General features: G+C 47.9%; 23 protein-coding genes. 14 read left to right on the top strand and 9 right to left on the bottom strand.

Features of this window, described 5'->3' with window-relative positions:
* Positions 1-88 precede the first annotated feature (88 nt).
* The 7 genes from G3I67_RS02970 to G3I67_RS02940 all read left to right on the top strand — a co-directional run bounded on the left by G3I67_RS02970 (position 89) and on the right by G3I67_RS02940 (position 6,096).
* On the top strand, positions 89-628 hold the full coding sequence (locus G3I67_RS02970; protein ID WP_163651507.1) for a TRAP transporter small permease subunit: 540 nt from the start codon (positions 89-91) through the stop codon (positions 626-628).
* Positions 625-2,118 carry a TRAP transporter large permease gene (locus G3I67_RS02965; protein WP_163651506.1) on the top strand — a complete coding sequence of 498 codons (1,494 nt, stop codon included), beginning with the start codon at positions 625-627 and terminating at the stop codon, positions 2,116-2,118. Before G3I67_RS02970 ends, G3I67_RS02965 begins: the two co-directional genes overlap by 4 nt.
* A 5-nt stretch (positions 2,119-2,123) precedes the next feature.
* Positions 2,124-2,582, top strand: a complete 459-nt coding sequence (locus G3I67_RS02960) for a hypothetical protein (RefSeq protein WP_163651505.1) — start codon at positions 2,124-2,126, stop codon at positions 2,580-2,582.
* Between the two features lie 63 nt (positions 2,583-2,645).
* On the top strand, positions 2,646-3,659 hold the full coding sequence (locus G3I67_RS02955; protein WP_235931649.1) for a Bug family tripartite tricarboxylate transporter substrate binding protein: 1,014 nt from the start codon (positions 2,646-2,648) through the stop codon (positions 3,657-3,659).
* A gap of 14 nt (positions 3,660-3,673) precedes the next feature.
* Entirely contained in the window at positions 3,674-4,468 is a 795-nt protein-coding gene (locus G3I67_RS02950) for an SDR family NAD(P)-dependent oxidoreductase (protein WP_163651504.1), read from the top strand.
* Between the two features lie 40 nt (positions 4,469-4,508).
* A complete protein-coding gene (locus tag G3I67_RS02945; protein ID WP_163651503.1) occupies positions 4,509-5,483 on the top strand; it encodes a quinone oxidoreductase family protein in 975 nt (324 codons plus the stop codon).
* Positions 5,484-5,496: 13 nt separating this feature from the next.
* Positions 5,497-6,096, top strand: coding sequence for a pyridoxamine 5'-phosphate oxidase family protein (locus tag G3I67_RS02940; protein WP_163651502.1), 600 nt, complete (start codon positions 5,497-5,499; stop codon positions 6,094-6,096).
* Positions 6,097-6,125: 29 nt separating this feature from the next.
* Here G3I67_RS02940 and G3I67_RS02935 read toward each other — a convergent pair whose 3' ends face one another.
* From G3I67_RS02935 to G3I67_RS02925, 3 genes are all read right to left on the bottom strand, one after another.
* Complete coding sequence (locus tag G3I67_RS02935; RefSeq protein WP_163651501.1) at positions 6,126-8,156, bottom strand: alkaline phosphatase; 2,031 nt, start codon at positions 8,154-8,156, stop codon at positions 6,126-6,128.
* Positions 8,153-8,677: a hypothetical protein gene (locus G3I67_RS02930; RefSeq protein WP_163651500.1), complete on the bottom strand. Its 525-nt coding sequence runs from the start codon at positions 8,675-8,677 to the stop codon at positions 8,153-8,155. Before G3I67_RS02930 ends, G3I67_RS02935 begins: the two co-directional genes overlap by 4 nt.
* Before the next feature lie 81 nt (positions 8,678-8,758).
* Positions 8,759-9,382 (bottom strand): DUF2950 family protein, encoded by a 624-nt coding sequence (locus G3I67_RS02925; RefSeq protein WP_163651499.1) that lies wholly within the window; start codon positions 9,380-9,382, stop codon positions 8,759-8,761.
* Between the two features lie 154 nt (positions 9,383-9,536).
* Here G3I67_RS02925 and leuC point away from each other — a divergent pair, with 154 nt between their 5' ends.
* The 3 genes from leuC to G3I67_RS02910 are packed head-to-tail and all read left to right on the top strand — an operon-like array spanning position 9,537 to position 12,508.
* Positions 9,537-10,955: a 3-isopropylmalate dehydratase large subunit gene (leuC, locus tag G3I67_RS02920; RefSeq protein ID WP_311197038.1), complete on the top strand. Its 1,419-nt coding sequence runs from the start codon at positions 9,537-9,539 to the stop codon at positions 10,953-10,955.
* Complete coding sequence (gene leuD / locus G3I67_RS02915; protein WP_163651497.1) at positions 10,952-11,587, top strand: 3-isopropylmalate dehydratase small subunit; 636 nt, start codon at positions 10,952-10,954, stop codon at positions 11,585-11,587. The genes leuC and leuD overlap by 4 nt, the downstream gene beginning before the upstream one ends.
* Positions 11,588-11,599: 12 nt before the next feature.
* Complete coding sequence (locus G3I67_RS02910; RefSeq protein WP_163651496.1) at positions 11,600-12,508, top strand: hypothetical protein; 909 nt, start codon at positions 11,600-11,602, stop codon at positions 12,506-12,508.
* A 28-nt stretch (positions 12,509-12,536) separates the two neighbouring features.
* Here G3I67_RS02910 and G3I67_RS02905 read toward each other — a convergent pair whose 3' ends face one another.
* From G3I67_RS02905 to G3I67_RS02890, 4 genes are all read right to left on the bottom strand, one after another.
* Complete coding sequence (locus G3I67_RS02905; protein ID WP_163651495.1) at positions 12,537-12,893, bottom strand: DMT family protein; 357 nt, start codon at positions 12,891-12,893, stop codon at positions 12,537-12,539.
* Positions 12,890-13,534, bottom strand: coding sequence for a bifunctional nicotinamidase/pyrazinamidase (gene pncA, locus G3I67_RS02900; protein WP_235931647.1), 645 nt, complete (start codon positions 13,532-13,534; stop codon positions 12,890-12,892). The genes G3I67_RS02905 and pncA overlap by 4 nt, the downstream gene beginning before the upstream one ends.
* 25 nt (positions 13,535-13,559) lie before the next feature.
* Positions 13,560-14,102: a hypothetical protein gene (locus tag G3I67_RS02895; RefSeq protein ID WP_163651494.1), complete on the bottom strand. Its 543-nt coding sequence runs from the start codon at positions 14,100-14,102 to the stop codon at positions 13,560-13,562.
* A gap of 69 nt (positions 14,103-14,171) precedes the next feature.
* Entirely contained in the window at positions 14,172-14,741 is a 570-nt protein-coding gene (locus G3I67_RS02890) for a DNA-3-methyladenine glycosylase I (protein ID WP_163651493.1), read from the bottom strand.
* 89 nt (positions 14,742-14,830) lie between these two features.
* Between G3I67_RS02890 and G3I67_RS02885 the strand changes: the two genes are divergently transcribed.
* Positions 14,831-15,649 (top strand): ion transporter, encoded by an 819-nt coding sequence (locus tag G3I67_RS02885; RefSeq protein WP_163651492.1) that lies wholly within the window; start codon positions 14,831-14,833, stop codon positions 15,647-15,649.
* 20 nt (positions 15,650-15,669) lie between these two features.
* Positions 15,670-16,893 (top strand): acetate and sugar kinases/Hsc70/actin family protein, encoded by a 1,224-nt coding sequence (locus G3I67_RS02880; RefSeq protein ID WP_163651491.1) that lies wholly within the window; start codon positions 15,670-15,672, stop codon positions 16,891-16,893.
* Here G3I67_RS02880 and lptF read toward each other — a convergent pair.
* Positions 16,856-17,980 carry an LPS export ABC transporter permease LptF gene (gene lptF, locus G3I67_RS02875; RefSeq protein ID WP_163651490.1) on the bottom strand — a complete coding sequence of 375 codons (1,125 nt, stop codon included), beginning with the start codon at positions 17,978-17,980 and terminating at the stop codon, positions 16,856-16,858. The two genes, G3I67_RS02880 and lptF, sit on opposite strands and share 38 nt — an antisense overlap.
* Positions 17,977-19,545, bottom strand: coding sequence for a glycosyltransferase family 39 protein (locus tag G3I67_RS02870; protein ID WP_163651489.1), 1,569 nt, complete (start codon positions 19,543-19,545; stop codon positions 17,977-17,979). The genes lptF and G3I67_RS02870 overlap by 4 nt, the downstream gene beginning before the upstream one ends.
* Before the next feature lie 184 nt (positions 19,546-19,729).
* Between G3I67_RS02870 and G3I67_RS02865 the strand changes: the two genes are divergently transcribed.
* Together G3I67_RS02865 and G3I67_RS02860 are read left to right on the top strand one after the other, a co-directional pair.
* A complete protein-coding gene (locus G3I67_RS02865; protein ID WP_163651488.1) occupies positions 19,730-20,947 on the top strand; it encodes an ABC transporter substrate-binding protein in 1,218 nt (405 codons plus the stop codon).
* 64 nt (positions 20,948-21,011) lie between these two features.
* On the top strand, positions 21,012-21,887 hold the full coding sequence (locus G3I67_RS02860; protein WP_163651487.1) for a branched-chain amino acid ABC transporter permease: 876 nt from the start codon (positions 21,012-21,014) through the stop codon (positions 21,885-21,887).
* Positions 21,888-21,894: the final 7 nt, after the last annotated feature.

Raw genomic sequence — 21,894 nt, 5'->3', positions numbered from 1 at the left:
AGATCCCCGTTTTTCGTTATGATCTCCGTTGCGCACTTTCTTGCAACGTCGGATAAGTCCTGTTCATCGGCCCGACACTGGAGAAGAAATGAAATTATTACTTGCATTCGCCCGTCTGGTCGACGGAGTGACGGATGTGTTCGCAACCATTGCTAAATGGGCTGTACTGCTTTGTAGTCTGATTAGCGCCGGTAACGCGGTGATGCGGTACGCGTTCGATTACAGCTCTAATGCCTGGCTCGAAATCCAGTGGTATCTGTTTGCAGGTTGCGTCATGCTGGGCGCGGCTCAGGTTTTGCGAGTCAATGAGCACGTGCGTGTGGATGTGATTTATGGAACCCTTAAAAGTCGAAGCCGTGCATACATCGATTTGTTCGGTCTGGTCCTTTTTCTGATGCCTGCGATGTTGTTGTTTCTGTACTTGTCTTGGCCCTTGTTTGTCGGAATGTATATATCCCAGGAAGGTTCTCCCAATACTGGCGGGCTGATTAGATGGCCCGCCATGATGTTGTTGCCGCTGGGTTTTACCCTGATGTCACTTCAAGGTGTATCCGAAATTATCAAGCGCGTTGGTTGGTTGACTCATCAGTATGAGATGGATCTGCATTACGAGAGGCCGCTGCAATGAGTATGGAAAATTTCGCCCCCCTGATGTTTGTGGGGCTAGTCATCATCATGCTGATTGGTTTCCCGGTCGCATTTTCTTTGTCGGCGCTTGGGTTGCTGTGTGGTTTCATAGCAATCCAGATGAACTGGTTTCCCGTCAGTTTCATGTACAACCTGCCGCTGAATATTTTCAGCATTCTTTCGAATGATCTACTCCTAGCGATTCCATTCTTCACGCTGATGGGGGCGGTATTGGAAAAATGCGGGTTGGCCGAGGATATGCTTGATTCCATGGGACAGTTGTTCGGTCCAATTCGTGGTGGATTGGGGTACTCGGTCATTCTGGTTGGTTTCATCCTGGGAGCGATCACCGGAACTGTAGCCGGACAAGTCATTGCGATGGCGATGATTTCTTTGCCTGTGATGATGCGCTATGGCTACAACATGCGTTACGCGACAGGGGTTCTGGCCGCATCCGGAACGATTACCCAGTTGGTGCCACCTTCGCTTGTTTTGGTGGTGATGGCGGATCAGCTTGGACGTTCGGTTGGCGATATGTATAAAGGGGCCTGGGGGCCGTCCATTCTTCAGGTTCTGATTTTTCTGATTTACACCTTCTTGCTTTCCCGCCTGTACCCATCGTATTTGCCCGGACTGCCGCGCGAAGCGCGCACCCTCGAAGGCTGGCAACTCTGGAAAAAATGTTTGCGTGGAATCATTCCGTCCGCATTTCTGATTTTTGCCGTATTGGGCAGCATGGGCGGTTTGCCCGGCATGAACACTGCGATTGCGACGCCAACAGAGGCTGGCGCAATGGGGGCGGTTGGGGCGCTGATTCTTGCTGCGATTCATGGTCGCTTGAATATGGCGATTATTCGTGAAGGCATGACCGGCACGATGCGCATTACTGCGATGGTTGTCTTTATTCTGATTGGTTCAAGAACGTTCTCCCTGGTGTTTCAAGGGGTCGACGGAGCGCTGTGGATTGAGCATATGCTTTCCGGGTTGCCAGGCGGCCAGATTGGCTTTTTGCTGGTCGTGAATATATTTGTGTTCTTTCTGGCATTCTTTTTGGATTTCTTTGAAATCGCCTTCATTATTCTTCCCATGCTCGCGCCGGTTGCCAACAAACTCGGTATCGACATGATTTGGTTTGGCGTGTTGTTGTGCGTCAATATGCAGACAAGCTTCATGCATCCTCCTTTTGGATTCGCTTTGTTCTATCTGCGCAGCTCCGCAGACTCTTTGTTCAAAGCAGGGTCTTTGCCTGCCAAGGTATTGTCACGCGACATTTATCTCGGTTCGATCCCTTGGGTAATACTGCAATTAATGCTCGTGTTGATCGTGATTTTCTTCCCCCAAACCGTGACAGTGTTCTTGGATAAGAAAGTCGAAATTGATGTGAATACGATCAAAATCGAATTGCCTACTAACGATCTGAATCAGGGCGAAGAACAAAACGATGATCAGATGAATAGTCTGATCGAAAATATGTCCAAAGGCGGCAAGTAATCCAGATGCGTGCGGATGCAGTAAGGGAAGACTCGTCGCCTGGTCCGGCTAGCGTTTCAGGCCCGGCATTTCCTCATTTGATCAAAGCACTTTCAACGGCGCTGGTTGTCGCAGTGCTTGTCTGGGGTGCGGGGGCGCTTCGGGACGTCGTTTGGGCTGACTTTTCGCTAGGTGCCGCCGTTCTTTTCGGCTCGGCGCTATTGATCACCGTCATTGTCTGGCTTTGGATGCTGAAAAGCCGTACGCAGATTAGTCATGAAACGATAGAGCAGACCTGGATTTGGCATAAACGAGTTCAAATCAAGGACATAACGCAAGCTAAATTGATTTATGTCCCCTATTTAAGCTGGTTGATTGCCCCGCGTTTAATTGTGCGTGCGGGCATGGGCCTTCAAGTTTTTTATTCTGCCGACCCTTCAGTACTGAAGGCATTCGCACTTTTGGTGCGCGGTCAGGCAAAATGAACAACTATCCCATCCCTCTCAGGGATGGTAAAAAATCATATAAATATATTGAGGGAGATATTAATGTTTGCAGCATTCAAATCATGCTTTAGAAGAGGTGGGACGTACTTTGTGTTTGTCTCGACGTTGTTAATCATGATGTTGTCCATTGTGGCGAGCAACGCCCGCGCGGCAGATTATCCGGATAAGCCGATTTCGATTCTGGTTGGATTTCCTCCCGGGACTTCAACCGATTCTGTCGCGCGCTTAATTGCAGAGCGACTGAGTAAAGAGTTGGGACAACCGGTGATCGTTAAAAATCGCCCAGGTGTTGGCGGCAGTTTGGCGGTCGGAGAGCTGGTCAAGATGAAGCCTGATGGCTATTCGATTGCTTTAACGGCCTCCGGACCCCTGGGGATCAATCCGCATTTGCTAAAAAACATCAATTACGATGCGTTAAATGACTTCGCACCGATTGGTCAGACATCGTGGCTTCCTTATTTACTTGTTATCAACAAGACTAAAGGCCTCGATACGTTCGAAAAAATGGTTGCGTATGCGCGAGCAAATCCGGACAAGTTGAACTACTCATCTATCGGGATGGGGACAACCAGTCATTTGCTGATGGCGATGCTACTCGAAAAGACAGGCCTGAAAATGGTTCATGTTCCCTATACCGGAAGCACCCAGTCTCAAGCGGATGTGATCGGTGGCAATGTGGATATGACTTTCGACACGCTGGTGACGACGTTGCCGCACGTTAAATCCGGTCGACTGAATGGTTTGGGCGTCAGTACAAGCGATCGCGCTAAATTGGATCCCTCAATCCCAACCTTGCAGGAAATGGGTGTCCCGGATTTCAATATGGGGGCTTGGTTGGGCTTTGTCGCACCTAAGGGCACCCCGGTTGAAATTGTGCAGAAATTACATGATGAAATTAACAAGGCCTTAAAAGATCCGGACATCGCCCAAAAATTAGAGGCGTTGGGTACGCAGGTTGTGATGAGTCAGTCTCCAAAGGAATTTTCGGAGTTGATCGTTAAAAATTACAACACTTGGGGTGCTTTGATTAAGCAGGCCGGTGTTGAGCAAAAGTAAAAAAGGGGATTCGGATGTTAAGACTGGATGGAAAAGTTGCATTAGTCACAGGGTGCGGTACGCATGGCGATGGTTGGGGTAATGGTAAAGCTATCGCCGTGTTGCTGGCGCGACAGGGTGCAAAAGTGTTTGGGGTGGATTTAAATCTTGAAATTGCAAAAAACACCCAAAGAATCATCGAAGAAGAGGGCGGGCAAGCTGAAGTCATGACGGCGAACGTCACCAAAGCAGAGGACGTCAAGAAGATGGTTGATGCTTGCATGCAAAAGTATGGCCGCATTGATATTTTGATCAATAACGTTGGCCGCTCGGAGCCGGGCGGTCCGGTCGAGATGAGCGAAGAAACCTGGGACGAACAGATGGATGTCAACGTCAAATCAGCATTTCTGTGTTGCAAGGCGGTTTTGCCCATCATGGAAAAGCAAGGTGGTGGATCGATCGTCAGCATTTCATCTGTCGCTGGCATTGCTTATGTAGGGAAGCCGCAAGTTGGATATGCCGCTAGTAAAGCTGCGATGCAACAGCTGACGAAAACGACCGCTGTCATCTATGCTGATCGTCATGTTCGACTGAATTGCGTTGCGCCAGGGTTGATGTTTACACCTCTGGTTGAACGTCTAGCGCAGAAATATGCCAAGGGTGACTACGAAGGTTTTGTGGCTCATCGTCATAAACAGGTCCCTGCAGGGCATATGGGCGAAGCTTGGGATGTCGCCAACACTGTTTTGTTTCTCGCAAGTGACGAGAGTCGCTATATCACCGGTCAAACTATTGTAGTGGATGGCGGTCTGACATCGGCTACCCGCTAATGTGGTTGATTATCTTCAGATATAAAAAGGACAGAAAAAAATGAAAGCACTTGTACTGAATGGCCATGGTTATGATTTGACCGAGGCGGCGCGCCCTGTTCCGACGGCAGATCAGGTTCTTGTCCAGGTTAAAGCATGTGGTTTGAATCGTGCGGATCTTGGAGTGATCGCGGGCGGCATGCATGGTAGTCAAGGAGGTGCGGGCACCATTCCCGGATTGGAATGGGCAGGCGATGTGGTTGAGGTGGGGGCCAATGTTAAAGGCTTCAAAGTGGGTGATCGGGTGATGTGCTCCGGTTCCGGAGCTTATGCGCAATATGCCGTGTCCGATTGGGGGCGCACAATGCACATACCTTCTGCATCCATGACGTACGAGCAAGCAGTCACGTTACCGATTGCCATTCAGACTATGCACAACGCCTTAATCACAGTTGGTGAAATGCGTCCCGGTGAAACGGTTTTAATCCAGGGAGCATCCTCAGGGGTTGGATTGATGGCGATGCAGATAGCCAAAGCACTTGGCGCCAAAAAAGTCATCGGCACATCATCCAATCCGGAGCGTCGCGCTCAACTTAAGCAATATGGTGCTGACGTTGCTTTGGACAATAGTGATCCGGACTGGCCCAAGCAGGCGATTGAGGCAAATGGCGGCGTCGGGGTTGATCTGATCATCGACCAACTGTCTGGTGCGATGGCAAATCAGAACCTCGAAGCGTGTAAAGTTTTGGGTCGAATCGTTAACGTAGGCAGGCTTGCAGGACGCTTTGCTGAGTTCGACTTTGATTTACATGCGATGAAACGCATTAAGTACACGGGAGTCACATTTCGTACGCGTTCAGTAGAAGAGGTGCGTGAAATTGTTCGACTGGCCGATGCCGCACTGAAGGATTCGCTTAAATCGGGCTCACTGTCTTTGCCGATCGATAGCGTCTATACATTCGACAAAATTGGCGATGCCTTTGCTCGCATGAAAGCGAATCAGCATTTCGGCAAAATCGTTGTCACTATGAACTGATCAGGCAAGGCATATGCATATCGATTCGCTTGAGAAGCTTAGGACGCTTTACGGTCCGGCCAAAGAAAGAGCATTAAAAAAGCAGCAAAGTGAACTCGATGTGCATTGTCGACGATATATTGAACTGTCTCCCTTTGTGGTTTTGGCAAGCAGCGGGCTGGACAAAAAACTTGACGCATCGCCTCGTGGCGGCGCGCCTGGTTTTGTCAAAATCGTTGACTCGCATACGCTACTGCTCCCAGACTCTCCCGGAAATAATCGTCTCGACACGCTTGAAAATATCATTGAGACGGGTCGAATTGGAATGTTGTTTTTGATACCAGGCGTGGATGAAACTTTAAGGGTGAATGGCGCTGCAGAGTTGCGTATGGATACCCACTATCTGGATATATGCCAAACAGAAGTCAGGCGTCCCAAGCTAGTGATCAAGATTACAGTGCAAGAGGCCTATCTGCATTGCGCAAAAGCATTCATGCGTTCCGGTTTATGGAATCCTGATGCCCGGATCGATCGTAAAAGGTTGCCGACCATGAATCAGATGGTTGGAGAACAAACCGGACTTCAGTCCGAAACCGAAGAGGAAACGCTCAAGCGTTATCTCACCGAGTTGTAATCAAGTTTGTTCCCCTTGCCCTCTTGGTTTTATTTGTCCCAGGTGGGTTGAACTACGCCACGTATCGAAGCCTGGGCTAGCTTGAAAAAAACATCGGTATTATCCATGACGCCGGTAAATGACCATGCTCCCGGACCAAACGCGGACAATGGTACATCCGTTCCTGTATGCACTGCCCGTGAACCGGGCACTTGCCCGGTCACCAGGAATTTACCTTCTATGTCTCGAGCCAATGAGTTTTTTGGGTAGGCATTCAGAGGCGCTGACTTGACGAATGGTTGCTGAACGTCCTGATTCGGTAGAGGATTGGCGCGCCAATCTTCATGCCTATCTGCATTTGCAGCATAAGTGATGAGCAGTCTGCGATCTATATTGGTTGTTGTCGGATAGCCGTCTTTTTCGATCGAATATTTTGGAAATCCCGCTTGTTCATATATGCCAACCACTTTGTCACGAACATTTTCCTGTCCGCCAAGTTGAATAAGTTCTTGCAAGCGACTATCGGTGACTTTAGATGCGCCCACGACGGCGGCGCCTGAGCACTCATGATCCGCGGTGACAATGACAATTGTGTCGTCCCGACTTTTTGCATAATCCTGTGCAACTTTAACAGCGCGGTCAAATTCAATCAGATCAACCATCCATCGATCCGAATCCATTTCGTGCGCTTGTTTGTCGATTGATGCCCCTTCGATCAGCAAGAAAAATCCATCCTTCTTTTTATCCAGAAGGGCGATTGCTTTTGCTGCCATTTCATCCAGCATCGGTTGATCAGGCAGTCCATAATCGGAAACAACGGAGCCGGTGATGCCGTTTTTGACTCCACGACGACCATCGATTTTATCGACAGCAACGTTCATGTTTGAAAATGCGAACAGACCAAGCATGCCTTGAGCTTTCGAAATATCGATAGCATCCATTGATGATTTATCGGAAGCGTACTGAAAACCCGAATTTTTGAAATCAGCGATCAAGTCGCGATTGATGTCGATTTTTCCTGGAGATGTTTTCCAGCGCTTGATGATTTCGGCAGTGTGCGGATCAGTTTCAGAAAATGCATAGTCGTTTTTTGCGCTACGAGCGGACCCTACTGTCTCTGCAGTCAAAAACCATTTTCGTCCGCCACCCATCAAAACAGTCAGGCCAGTCAGGCTCCGATCATCGAGAAACTGATCGACAATCCCCGTGCCTGCAGAACGGCTGCTGGTGTGTACTGCATTGCCGGCCGGAGTCGAGTCGAACACATCGGCTGTCGTGACAATTCCAAGAGCTTTGTTTTGTTTACGATGAAGATATTCGCTGAGGTATTCAATACGAGGGTTGTCGAAAAACGCTATTGTGTCGTCAGGAAAAACGCCTTGCTCGTTATTGTCGTTTTTATTGCCGAGAACATAAGCGGTCATGCCTGGGGAGGAGTCGGTCACGATCGAATTCAACGATGCCGTCTTGACTTGACCGGAAACAGGAAAACTGTCCATAACAAGACCATTGATCGCTTTGCCCTGCGCATAACCGCCCGCCATGATGCGCGCTGCTGTGCGGTGGGACGCCCCCATGCCATCGCCCAGCATAAAAATAATATTCTTGATTTTCTTTCCGCCGGTCTCGAACGGCACAATTTCGAAGTTTCCGGTTGCAGTGACTGTTTGACCATCACTTTGCGTGGCCGTTACGCTAAAAGTGTGAGCGCCGGGATTATCGACAGAGAATGCGCGAATCGTCGCAATGGCTGCGTTTTTGGGGATTGAGGGCTTGCAGCCTTCTTCACAGCTTTTCAGCGAAATCGTCGCATCAATTGTTTTGCCATCAATCGAAAAGACGGCACTTCGAATCGTTTTGCTGGCGTCATCGGGACGAATAGTTGCTTGAAGATCGAAGCGTTGATCTGGCAAGAATCGCGCAATGATCGGCACGGGTCGTTGATTTGCAAATAGTTCGCTTGGAGGTGTCAGGCGCGATACTGTCGGTTGAGCTTCTGCACTCAAGGTTGTCAGCGCAGCCAGCAAGCTTAATCCAATGTTTGGAACATCACGCCAAAGATTCGGAAATAGGGATTTCATTTATCACCGTGAAGTTTTATCTGATCAGGAAACAGTTTGAGTTGTACCCATGAAACTCGTCCGTCTTCGTCTTCATGACGACCCACTGCCAGAATACCTCGGACAGCGAGTAGCCCTGCTTCATGCGGAATCGCTAGATCTTTTTGACTTTCATCCAAATAAACGATGATGGCCGAAGCAGGTAAGTCATCCGCTTCACCATCCGAGTGTTCGTGCATTTCGATAGGGAGGGGAGCAAGAATAAATCTTCCGGCAACAGAGGTCTCTTGTTTGACCATATAACCTGTTAAGCAAACAGACTTTCCATTCGCTTGTCGGATGGAGTCGGTGAATTCAAGGCCGGACGGACCGACAGGCTGCTTGAAAAAATGTCTGAAATGAATTTCGATCGTACTCTGATCGGCAGATGATCCGGAATCGCAAGCATAGCGGGTTGCGGATGAGGGCAGGGTAATTAACAGTAATGTTGCAAAAGCGCAGACACAACGTACATGTCGGAAGAGCTTGATCAATATCATCATGTCGATATTCTGCTTGATCTATATTGCAGTTTCATGTCGAGACCGGTACTTGTTTCGAATGTTACGACATGGCCTATTGGTCTAGTCGTCCGGGAAGTCCACTTTTTGCCAGGATTTGTCAGGGTTGTAAGAGTGGATTTGCTTAACGGTTGCGGAGGTGCCAGGACCCAAATTTTTTTGAAATGCCTGCCCTGCCTGACTAATCATAAATGTCATCACTCCGGTTTTTCCGTATGTAACAGGCCAGGCGATCAATGCAAATCCCTTCGTCATGTGTCCTTTGACGATGTAAGACATTGAACCGCCTTGCGCATGTATGCCTTGGGCCGTCAATATGCGGTAGTGATAACCATAGTAACCCTTGCCCTCCAGCGCTCCTGTCGCACTCGCTTCCGAAAATATTTCACCAATTGGGCTCATCGGATCAAGTGGGCCGATCGGCCAATATAGTCCGTCTTTTTTCCCCGGTGTGCTGATGATTTTCTGGGCATATTCGAGCGTGCCATCCCGGTCATAATCTTCCGAGATATAGTCGAGTTGAGCGTCGTGATAGGCTTTCAGAACAGTGAGTGCCGCCCTTTGATTGGCATTAATCGTCTCTATCGTCGTTGATCCCTGAGCGGTAGGTTCCTGAGCCCAGCCATGAGTCGCACTGGACATTAAGCCTACGCCCAAGGCGATGATGGCGAATAAACGATTAGACATTGCGTCTCTCTGAAGTGTGGGGGCAACGGGTTAAACGATGTGGATTAAAGATTAATTCAAATCCCTGAAAAACCACATCAATCAGCACGCAATGCAGTATCTTTACGGATAAATGGAAGATTTTTACAACAATTCCTCGGATTCAGAGTCAAAAGTGAGTCAAACTACACCGCGGCCTCAGACGTTGTTTGAAAAAATATGGGCAAGGCACGTCGTGCTGAACCGCGAGCAAGGCCCATCATTAATCTATATCGACCGCCATATTGTTCATGATGGTTCGGTCCATGCCTTCAGGCAATTGCGAAGTAAAGGGCTGACGGTTCGTAAGCCCTTGCAGGTGTTTGGCGTGGCCGATCACTATATTCCGACAAAGAGCAGGTTTGCGCGCGATGCGGGAAGCCCCGAGGCTGCAGAAATGTTCCAGTCATTCGATCGGAACATGGAATGGGCAGGAGTGCGGCATTTTTCGATGAGTGATCCGGGCCAGGGGATCGTTCATGTCGTAGGGCCAGAGCAGGGCATAAGTCTTCCGGGTATGACGATCGTATGCACAGACAGTCATACGTCCACGCATGGAGCGCTGGGTGCGATTGCGTTTGGCATTGGTCAATCCGAGAGTGCGCATGTCATGGCAACCCAAACCCTATGGCAAGCCATGCCTAAGACGTTTAGGATCAATGTCATCGGCGATCGTTCCATTGGGTTCAGCGCGAAGGACATTGTATTGGCGATTATTCGAAAAATCGGTGCGGATGGGGCAGTTGGCCATGCCATTGAGTTTGCCGGCCAGGTAGTTGACGACATGAGCGTCGAGGAGCGATTGACGCTATGTAATATGGCGATCGAAGCGGGCGGGCGTTGTGGCATCATCGCTCCAGATGACAAGGTTTTTGAGTATCTGAAGAATAAGCCTTTCGGTCCCACGGGATCGCAATGGGATGAAGCGGTAGGAGAGTGGCGCACCCTGAAGACGGATCCGCTAGCTGTATTCGATCGCGAGCTTGATATCGATATTTCCGGAATGATGCCCGTGGTTACGTGGGGTACCAGTCCGGATATGTCGGCGCCAATTGATGGTTGCGTTCCCGATCCTGCGATCATGGCTGATCCGCAAAAGCGCGCATCGGCCATTGCGGCTTTGGATTATATGGGGCTCTCTGCGGGTCAGCCCATGAATTCGATCAAAATCAACCGCGTTTTTATCGGATCCTGTACGAACGCTCGTTTATCGGATTTACGGGAAGCGGCAAAAGTTCTTAAAGGGCGTCGTGCGGAAGTGCCGGGAATCGTTGTCCCTGGGTCAACGCTTGTCAAAATGCTAGCGGAGGCAGAGGGATTGGATCAGGTTTTTATGAGTGCCGGACTGGAGTGGCGCGAATCCGGGTGTTCGATGTGTGTTGCGATTAACGGAGATGTTGCACACCCCGGTGAACGAGTCGCTTCCACAAGTAACCGAAACTTTGTTGGTAGGCAAGGGCCGAGCGTGCGAACCCATTTGGTAAGTCCTGCTGTTGCGGCAGCATCCGCATTGACCGGGTACTTAACGAATCCGGTGGAGGTTACTTTGTCATGAAGCCAATTCGTGCATTTAATTCGATCGCCGCCCCATTGAGGGGAAGAAATATCGATACTGATCAAATTATTCCAGATCGATTTTTAAAAATGAATCGTCAAGCTCCGGGTGGGTACGGGCATTTTCTGTTTCATGACTTAAGTCACCTCAACGATGATTGTTTGCGTGACGATTTTGTTTTGAATTCGCCGGTTTTTCAATCCGCGACCATATTGGTGGCAGAGCAAAATTTCGGCTGCGGATCCTCTAGGGAGGGGGCAGTTTATGCCTTTGTGGATCGGGGGTTTCAGGCCATTATTGCGCCCAGTTTTGGAGATATATTTTTTAGTAATTGTTTGAAGAATGGCTTGCTTCCGATTCAACTGCCCGAAGATGTTGTGGCAGGGTTGTTGGACAATGCGCAACGATCGAATGCCGGATTAAGCGTGACAATAGATCTTGAGAATCAGATGGTTGCATGGACGGTGGGCAATGGAACATTGGAGAATCATACTTTTCCAATCGATCCATTTTGGCGAGAATGTTTATTGAAAGGCGTCGATGAAATCGAATTGACGCAATCGTATATGCAGCAAGTCGAGCAGTTTGAAATCAAGCATTTTCGAAAAAATCCTTGGCTTTGCGCCCAATAGGAGTGAGTCAACATGAAATTGATCGAAGTCATCAATAAAGACATCAAAAGAAGCCGTACGCTTAAGGCAGGTAAGACCTATGTCATTCAAGGCGAAGTCAGAGTCGCTAAAAGTGTCAAGTTGACGGTACAAGACAAAGTGACGATTTTGATCGTAAATGGCGTGAATAAAAAGAGCAGTATCTGGAGGTCTGCGTTGATTTTTGAGCAAGGATCATCACTTATTGCACAGCGCATGTATGTAAAAGCATGCAATTCGGAATATAAGCCGGTCAAGTGTGCAGATAATGGTGGGCTGTGGTTTTTGGGGAATTTTAACGACGCAAGCAAAGACGGCGTATCGGTAAAGGTCAACCGAAAGAACCCATTGTCGAGTTTTAATGCGAAGATGGTTGCGACCTATTACCTTGGGCGATTTGATCCGACACAAATAGCTGACGCAACGCAAAATGATGATGGAGAAGCGGATGTCGATGATGATATCGATGGCTTTTCAGTGTTAGGGGTTGGAAAAAATGAATGGAATATTTCCGAAGTCCGTTGCTATTATTCAGCCGATGATGCATTCGATGTCACGAATTCTCACATTCGGCTGGATCGGCTTGAAATCAAATTGCCAGTCGAAGACGGAATGAATATCAGCAGTAGCCGCGTCGAGATTCATAAAAGTTTGAGCATAGATCTGCGCAAGACAAAAGTGATGGATCGCGACTTATTTGATTTCGAGACTGACGATGGCGGTTCATTCGTCGAGTTGTACCGCCGTTGCTGGGTGAGACTAAATGGAGTTTTTGGCGATCAAGTCGTATTGAGCTCTAAAGACATGCCCAAGCCTGTCACCAGAGATGACAATGAAAGATTTTATTCTTTCAGTGGGCAGCTTAAGTCCGCCGCACTCGTTTATTCGATAGACGAAGATTAAACTGTCAGACTTAGGGCGAGTTGTGCTTTTAATTTCTGAAAATAAAGTAAACCGCGCCCATCAGGCAAAGCCCCGCCCACAGATAATCGGTTTTGAAAGGTTCGCCCATATAGAAAACGGCAAAAGGTATGAACACGCCCAGTGTGATTACTTCTTGAGCAATTTTGAGTTGCCCCAGCGAAAAGTGCTCAAACCCAATCCTATTGGCAGGGACTTGCAACATATACTCAAAAAAGGCAATCCCCCAGCTTGCTAACGCTGCTATCCACCAGGCCTTTTCAGACAGATTGCGCAAATGTGCATACCAAGCAAATGTCATGAAGACGTTTGATAAGACCAACAGTCCGATGAAAGTAATCGAACCCTGAAAGCCCGAAAAGTTCATGTTGAAAGATCACTCGATTGAATCCGCCGGACTCCTGCTGTGTGCATGTTTTGCCAGGCGGTTGCAAGGGATCCGTTTAAATCGATCGCTTTAGACGCATCTTCAATGACGGTAGTTTTGAAACCAAGATTAACGGCATCGATCGCCGAAAAAGCAACGCAAAAGTCAGTTGCTAAACCGCACAAATATAGGGTGTCGATGCCGCGATCATTCAAGTATCCGGCCAGTCCGGTGCGAGTGGATCGATTAGCTTCGATAAACGCCGAGTAAGAGTCGACCTGTGGATCAAAACCTTTACGTATGATGAGCTGTGCGTGCGGAATGTGAAGATCGGTTGCAAATGCGGCATCATCCGAGCCCTGAACACAATGCGATGGCCATAAGGTCTGTTGTCCATAAGGCAATTCAATCATGTCAAATGGATTTTTACCCGGGTGTTGATTTGCAAATGAAATATGGTCGGCGGGATGCCAGTCTTGCGTCAGTATGACATTGGAAAATTTGGGTGCAAGTCGATTGATAATCGGAATAATTTGATCGCCGTCAGTAACTGCTAAATTGCCGCCGGGCAGAAAACCATTTTGTACATCGATCACAATCAATGCATCTTTTGAGCCAAAACTAAAAGTGTGACTTTTCAATATCATCCCCAGATATTTTCCATGTTTACCATGTGCTGACCAGTCCGTCATTCAGGATGTCATAGCTTTTTTCCATCAGCTTTTGTCCATACTCATGACTGATTTTGGACATCGAAGTTCCGAATTTTTCGAGCGCTTTGGGATCCAGTCCCCAACCTTGCAGCGTATTCATGAATTCAGTGTGTTTTGTAAAACAATCATGCTGGGCAACCCTGATTTCCATGATTTCGTCGAAGATCACTGCCGCATCGATAAAGTCATCGATTAGCTCTTCATCAAACGTTAATGCGAAACCAAAATCATTGTGCTTTTTGGCTAATTTGGCAGAAACCGCCTCATCGGATACAAGATAGAACTTATAGTGTTCGCCGGCCTCATCATCTACGATGGCTTTGTGGCGAATCGCCGACTCAAGCCAGTAAATAAAATCATCTTGCATCTTTAGACGTTTTATCTTTTTGACTCCAAGCAACTTTGCCAGATCGCTTTTATCGATATTAATTCTGTCTTTAATTGCAAGAATTTTTCTGATTTCGACTTTGGTGGGTGTTACTGTTTTTTTCGCCATCGCAAAACTCCGTTTCGTAAAATTACCTATGACACATTCATTTTGAAGCATCGAATTTTAGATAAAGCCTTATTTCATTTTTACCACCGCCGGATAGCGATGACATGATACTAGGTGATCATTTACCATTCCTGAGGCTTGCATGAAGGCATAGCATATCGTAGACCCGACAAATTTGAATCCCGCTTTCAGTAGTGCTTTGCTCATGGCGTCGGACTCGGCCGTCCGCGCAGGAACATCATTCAAATTCAAGCGTTTATTCTGTATCGGTTTGTGATTGACGAATTGCCACACAAAATCGCTGAATTGATGTCCATTATTTTTTAAATTCAGGTATGCGTTAGCGTTTTTGATTGTTGCAGCGATTTTGAGTTTATTTCGAATAATGCCTGAATTATTCATCAGTTCGAATATTTTTTGATCATCGTATCGTGAAATCTTTTCAGGATCGAAGCGATCAAAAGCTTGACGGTAATTTTCGCGTTTTTTCAGTACAGTGGACCAGGATAGTCCAGCTTGTGCTCCTTCAAGAATTAATAGTTCGAATAAAGCACGACTGTCGTGTAATGGCACACCCCATTCCGTATCGTGATAGTGGCGATAAAGATCAAAGCCTTCGCACCATGGGCATCTCAACATGCTTGATCCTTGTGAATTAATCGTTCAAATTTAACAGGTTGAGCGGAAATGTCGATTTAAAATATGGCAAATAGTTCTTAAACCATATTATGAATACGAAAAACTCGTCACTAAAAGAAAAAATCCATTCGATCGTTTTCGAAAGCGATACGCAATCGGGACGGTTGTTCGATAAAGCGATCATTGTTCTTATTTTGCTATCTTTACTCGTTGTTATGCTGGATAGCGTCGAATCGATCTCAAAAAAATATCACACTATTTTCTTCGGGCTCGAGTGGATATTGACCATCTTGTTTACCGCGGAGTATTTGGCCCGTGTGTATTGTGCTCCAAATCGTCTGGCGTATGTGCTGAGTTTTTTTGGAATAATTGATTTGTTGGCCATTACGCCAACCTACTTGACCTGGTTGTTTCCCGAGTTGCATTCACTGCTTGATGTCAGGGTGCTGCGACTCATCAGGGTGTTCAGGGTTTTCAAATTAACCGAATACTTTTCCGAGTACAACCATCTTGCCGGAGCACTTGCCGCGAGTCGCAATAAGATTCTCGTCTTTTTGTCTGTCGTTTTGATGGTGGTATTAGTGATGGGTACGTTTATGTATGTCGTGGAAGGAGCCGAGCACGGTTTTACCAGTATCCCCGTCGGAATTTACTGGGCCATTACGACGATGACGACGGTGGGCTTTGGCGACTTGACCCCCAAGACCGATTTGGGGCGATTTATTTCATCGATCATGATGTTGATGGGCTGGGGCACTCTGGCTGTTCCGACAGGAATCGTTACGGCGGAAATGAGCGCAGCCCGTGCGCGAACGCAGGCTGCTACACGTATATGTCAGACCTGTGGAAGTAAAGGCCATGAGTTAACAGACAAATTCTGCCGGGACTGCGGTTCACGATTCGGTTGATAAATTTCAGAGAAAAACGCATGGAGAAGTTCATTACTGCAGTCATTGATGCCGGTAGCAGCGGGACGCGCCTTTTTTTATTTGATGTTCAGCCTGGAGCCTATCCCATCGTTAAAAAAATTGCCGAAGTTGAACATTCAACGATGCCTAATGGCGAGCGTGAAGACGGCATTAACAATTTTGTGCATCCACTCGCTCCCAACCTGGAGGCGCAGGTTGTTCCAATGATTGTCTGGCCACTTCTGAATTCGATTAGACCTCAATTGTACAGTCTGGGTGTCGAGCCCAGCCAAGTGAGCGTCCATCTTTTTGCAACCGCAGGCATGCGCTATTCAGCGAAAATGTTTGGAGTTCAAGCTATCGAACATTTTTATGATCGAATCAGGCATGGAATTAATCAAGCTGGATTTGCTTTAGGTGAGGTACGAACGATTGACGGTCAGCGCGAAGAGGGCGTTTGGACTTGGATTAATTTGAATGATCTGGAAAGGGATGTTTTCAGAACTGACGCTAGCCCGCTTGGAATTGTGGAGGTCGGTGGCTCATCTGCGCAACTCAGTTTTCCAGTTGATACTGACTATCCGCATAAAGAATCTGTGCAAATTGTGACGATAAACGGGCGAACGTTTAATCTGTATTGCAAGTCGTATATGGGTCTCGGACAGGACGATGCACGTAAAGCAATGCGAATAAAGCTTGGAGAGGCTTCGGCATGTTGTTTCCCCAAAGGATTTCGCGCTGAAAACGATTTTGGAGATGTCTTGGACGGAGTCGGACAATATCGTTTGTCTGAGGATGGAAGATATCATTTCTCCGACTGCCACGCTATTTATGAACAGATAATCAAAGATGTCGTTATGAATGACCCGATGCCATCAGTGGACGAAATTAAGATAGATTTTGTCGGAACCGATGCCATTTTTCATGCGACCAGATATTGGATGGTCGAACATAATCCAATTCAATTAGCGGCCATGCTGATTGATCAAAGTCTGTCATTGGATATGTTTCCTGGCATCGAATCAAATGAATTTATTCAAGCTCAGGCCGCAAATGCGACATATGTGCACGCACTGCTGTTCGGTGAGCAAGGTTTATTTAAAAATCGGCATCAGCAGTTATTGAGTGCCCTGCCAGGAAAATCTGAAAACAAGGGCACCCATCTAACATGGACAAGAGGCTATCTCTTGCAAAAGTTCGCTTTCGCTAAACCAGATTTAAATTGTCCACAACCGGTGGCTTAGGTTTTTTCACACGCATGCGCCACCAGAGCAGGATGGCAGTCACAATGGCAAATAGTATGTGAACCAGCCAGACACCGATGCTAAATGGCAATTTGCCGTGAATAATCCAGCCTTGGGAAATGTTTATCAAATTTAAATAAAGCATGGCTACCAGACCTGCAATCAGCAGATTGCCCGAGCGCCCCATGCGCGGATTTACAGCGCCGATAGGTATTGCCAGCAAGGCAAGGTTAAGCGCAGCAAGCGGAATGGCGATACGCCACATGATTTGTCCCCATGAGCCGTTTTCGCTGTCTCCAATCAGTAGCATGGTGGGTCTCGCGCGGCGGTTTGCTAAGGCCTTGTTGCGAGCCTGATTCATGGATTCTTCACCATCTTTGCGTTCGATGCGTACTCCAAAGGCATCGAATTCAGCGAGTTTCATTTCCGCCGTGCCGGGTTTTAAATCATATCGATACCCTTTTTCCAGCACGAGAAATCGGTCACCATTGGGCATGATTTCAGTATGGGCGGAGGTGGCGGTAACAACAATCAACCATTGTTGATCCAAGATGCGCATGAAAACCTGACCAAGTGATGTGTCATCGGTTTCAGAGCTTTCAGTGAAAACAACGCGTTTTCCCCCCTCGGTTTCAAAAAATTGACCTGGCGTAATTTTTGAAACATCGGATCGCATCTCAAAGCGCGCGCGATAGTCTTCGATCTGTCGATTCGCCCATGGCGTGACATATAAGGTCAGACCGGCAATCGCTATCATGATCGGCACGGCGACACGAAGCACTGGATTGATTAAATTAAGCAATGACATCCCGCTTGCGAACCATACGACCATTTCCGATTCACGGTAGTTGCGTGAGATGGTCGTTAATACGCCAATGAAAAGCGACACGGTCAGAATGGTCGGTAGAGCCGCGAGAGTCGTAAAAATCGCCAGACCTACAACGATATCCACCCCGATGCGTCCAGCTGCCGCCTCACCGATCAGGCGCACAAGGATGACGCTCAGCCAAATCACAATCAGCGTGGAAACAACCACACTGAAGTGACTCAGTGTTTCGGAAATAACGGATTTTTTAAATAAATTCATTGTGGACAAGCATTTTTTATTTCGGGTTCGATAATCGCCCAATTCACTTCATATAGCGGTTTTTGTTTAAAGCGATTCCATGGAATATTAAATGATCCATTTTTCGCCGCGCGCTCCAGAAATGCCCGCATGTTGGGATTAAGTTTACCTTCGCTTGGATCGACAAGAACCATCGCACCGCATCTTCGGACCAACTCAGGATTGACTGCTGCGGCTTCGGCATAGTTGCCATAAGGAACGACAAGAGGTTGATGTTTGGACATAACCGAAGCAACACCGGCAATCCAGGTTTCACCAATCACGATTTTGAATGGCCCTTCACTATGCTCTTTCCAGATTTGGTCGACTTTAGAGCCTAGTTGCTTAGCCGGAAAATTCGCCCTTGGGGTTTTGCTCATCAAGTCAGCGACCAGTCCGTAATAAAGAGCAGTGCCACAGGCGATCGTGATGTTGAGCGCCAAACCAATCCGCAGAACCTGTTTCAGGGCGCGACGCTCGTTAACCAAAGGCACCCAGCGCAACGCAAACGCACCAAGCATGATGAAGTACGATGTTGCCCAGTTTGCATGCAAACTGATAAAGGCAGTACCCAATAGCGAGGTCAGCAACATTGGGCCGATAGCTGCAAATGCGATAAACCGCATTTCTTTGGGTTGATCGATTTTCACATCGGGAGCCATCATGTCGTGCGGTCCCCTTCTGAATGTGAAATTCAAGACAAGAAGGGCAATGATGATGGGGGAAAGCTTTCCCATCTGGCTCGCAATGAATTTGGCGACTTGTGACATGTGGTTGATTTCGCCACTGACTTGAAAGCGCATATATTGAATAGTTGGCGCATTTTCCCGAATTAGCCAGAGAATATGTGGGATCGTTGCTATCACCCCGGCGGCAATCGCGATAAAAACGCCTTTCATTGCTTTCAGGCTATGCATTCTTGAGTCGGTGAGCACCCAAATGCCCATGACGGCAAACCAGATTCCGGCACTATATTTGGTAAGTAGGCAAATTGCGCCAGTCACGCCAACCAATACCCAGCGCCACCAGTTTTGGTTCCTAACCGCTAAAAGCAGCGACCATAGAAAAAGAGCTGTCGGAAACAGTTGCAGCAAGTTTGAACTGGCCTGTATTCCGTTAATGCTGTGATAAGTGATTAAGGATGTCAGGACAACCGCCATCAAGGCGCGTGCCGGGCTCATGATCAAGAGACTAATGCGCCAGACCACCAGTAGCATGAGGGCCACATTGATCTGACCCGCGACATAAGTCACCCAGAAAGATCTTCCTAAAAGAGACACCCAGGCATAAACCCACCAGGTAGAGATCGGTCCGAACTTCGGATAGCCCCAGTCGAAGTGCTGGATCCAGAAGAGCTCTTCCACATTATCTTTGTGGGGAGCCGTTTGACTAAGAATCGCCAGTACGGTCCACAGTAAAAAATTGAACCCGATGTATGCGAGTGTTGCTATTTTGAGTTGTTGCGCATTATTGGGATCAAGATTGCAAAACCGAGACAGTTTGGAATTCCCGGAAACATTCGATTCTGGAGAAGTTGAAGAATTCATGAGGTATCCGGAAGTTGCTTCACATAAAGAGTAGTTTAACCTTCATTGCCGTTACAGACTCATTCTCCTCTGTTGATGTTTCGAAACAATGAACTCCTTCCGGGTAAAGGGTAATTACCTATAAATTTTGGTCAGACTTCTATTTATACTGGTCTTACCACTTCACATGCTATTTGGAGACGAAATGAAGCTTAAAAAAATCCTTGGCGCAATGACGCTTGCGCTTGTGGGCGTGACCGGTATCGCCAGCGCTCAAAATACGGTTCGCCTCGGAGCCCTGTACCCCCTAAGCGGGGGGCTGGCCTTATTGGGTGATGAAAGTTTCCGTGGTTTTGAACTTGCTGTAGAGAAGCGTAATGCCGAGGGCGGTTTGCTGGGTAAAAAGATCCAAGTATTCAAATCAGATGCGGTGGATGCCAATCAGGCAGTCGGCTCTGCTCGTCGTCTGATTTCGGTAGATAAGGTTCAGGCCATCTTCGGAAGCTACGCCTCGCCCATTTCCTTTGCTGCGACACAAGTAAGCGAAAAAGAGGGTGTACCTTACTTTGAGTTGGGTGCCATTTCCGATCCTATTACTGAGCGTGGATACGAGTATGTATTCCGTACGAATCCGACATCCAGGAACTTCGCTGATCGCACCATTGATGTGATCAATGAAATTATTGCTCCAGGATTGAAAGTCAAGCCATCAGATTTGCGTGTCGCGATCGTGCATGAAGATGCGTTGTATGGTACGACCGTTGCCAAGTATCAGACTGAAGCTGCCAAAAAGGCAGGCTTGAACGTAGTGGAAGTGTTGCCTTACTCGGCTAAGGCAGTTGATTTATCGTCCATGATACTGCGTTTGAAGGGTTCGAAGGTTGATGTCGTTCTACAGACTTCTTATCAGAACGATACTGTGCTGTTCTTCCGTCAAATGAAGGAAGCAGACTTCAAGCCTCGCGCGGTGATCGGTGCTGGCGGCGGATATTCGACTCAGGATACCGTAAATGCGGCAGGTGCCAATAACATGCACGGCGTATTTGACATCGACTTTACGCAATACCTGACCAATGAGGCCGGTGCCCCTGGTTTGGGCGCATTCGTCAAAGCTTATGAAGCAAAATACGGCACGCCTCCGCGTTCGGGTCACAGCCTGGCAAACTACACTGGCGCACTGATTTTCTTTGACGCGATTCAGAAAGCCGGCACCATGGATCCAGAAAAGATTCGCACTGCGGTGCTGGCAGTCGATGTCCCGGTAGGTAAAACATCGACCGGTTGGGGTGCCAAGTTTGATAAAAGCGGTCAGAACACACGCGCTTTGCCATCGGTCATGCAATGGCTGGATGGCAAGTTGACCACGGTTTACCCGAAAGAGGCTGCAGTGGCTGCACCTGTTGTCGGTCAAGTCGGTAAGTAATCTTTGCTAGACCAATGGAGGGACGGATGTCCCTCCATTATTTTGTCCGATTGATTGGATCGTCATGGATATTTTTATTCAGCTTGTTGTCAATGGATTGCTGCTGGGCGGCACATTGGCGATTATCAGTGTCGGGTTGACATTGATTTTCGGTATCGTTCGCGTGGTGAATTTCGCGCACGGTGAATTTCTGATGATCGGCATGTATGCCGTTTATCTGTTGTATCAAAAATTAGGGTTGCATCCCTACGCGGCAATCGTGCCGGTAATCGTCATCCTGTTTGTTGGTGGCGCGATGATGCAGCGCTTCATTATTCAGCCTTTGCTCTCCGCGGATCCTCATATTCAGATCTTTGCGACAGTCGGCATATCGACCGCTTTGTTGAATCTGGCATTGCTCATGTTCGGAGCTGATGTATTCTCAGTCAAGCTTAACGACGTGAGCTCCAGTACGCTGAAGTTCGGATCGCTGACGATCGTTTCCGGTCAGCTGATTACATTTTGCGTTTCGATTGTCTTGATGCTCCTGTTGCATTGGTTCTTGCACTCGACATATCTGGGTCGGGCGGTGCGTGCAACGGCCCAGCATCGTTATGCCGCACAGTTGATGGGCGTAAACGTTGAACGAATTTATATCTTCGCTTTCGGTTTAGGCTGCGCCTGCCTTGGTTTGGCATCGGGCTTATTGCTCCCCCAGTATCCGGTGTTTCCAACCGTGGGTAGTTTTTTTGTGCTGACCGCGTTTGTCGTGGTTGTGCTCGGCGGACTTGGTAGCCTGAGTGGTGCGTTCCTTGGTTCAATGATTATCGGGTTGGTCGATAGTCTTGCTGGTTATTACATCGCTCCGGATTTGAAAGAAGTGGTGTACTTCCTGATTTTTATCGGGATCCTGATTATTCGTCCCACTGGCCTGCTTGGCCTGGGTCGCGGTTCCGAATAAAGGTGCA

Origin of the sequence: Sheuella amnicola (assembly GCF_010499255.1) — a bacterium.
Lineage (GTDB): Bacteria > Pseudomonadota > Gammaproteobacteria > Burkholderiales > Burkholderiaceae_B > Zwartia > Zwartia amnicola.
This window is presented reverse-complemented; position numbering and strand designations above follow the sequence as displayed.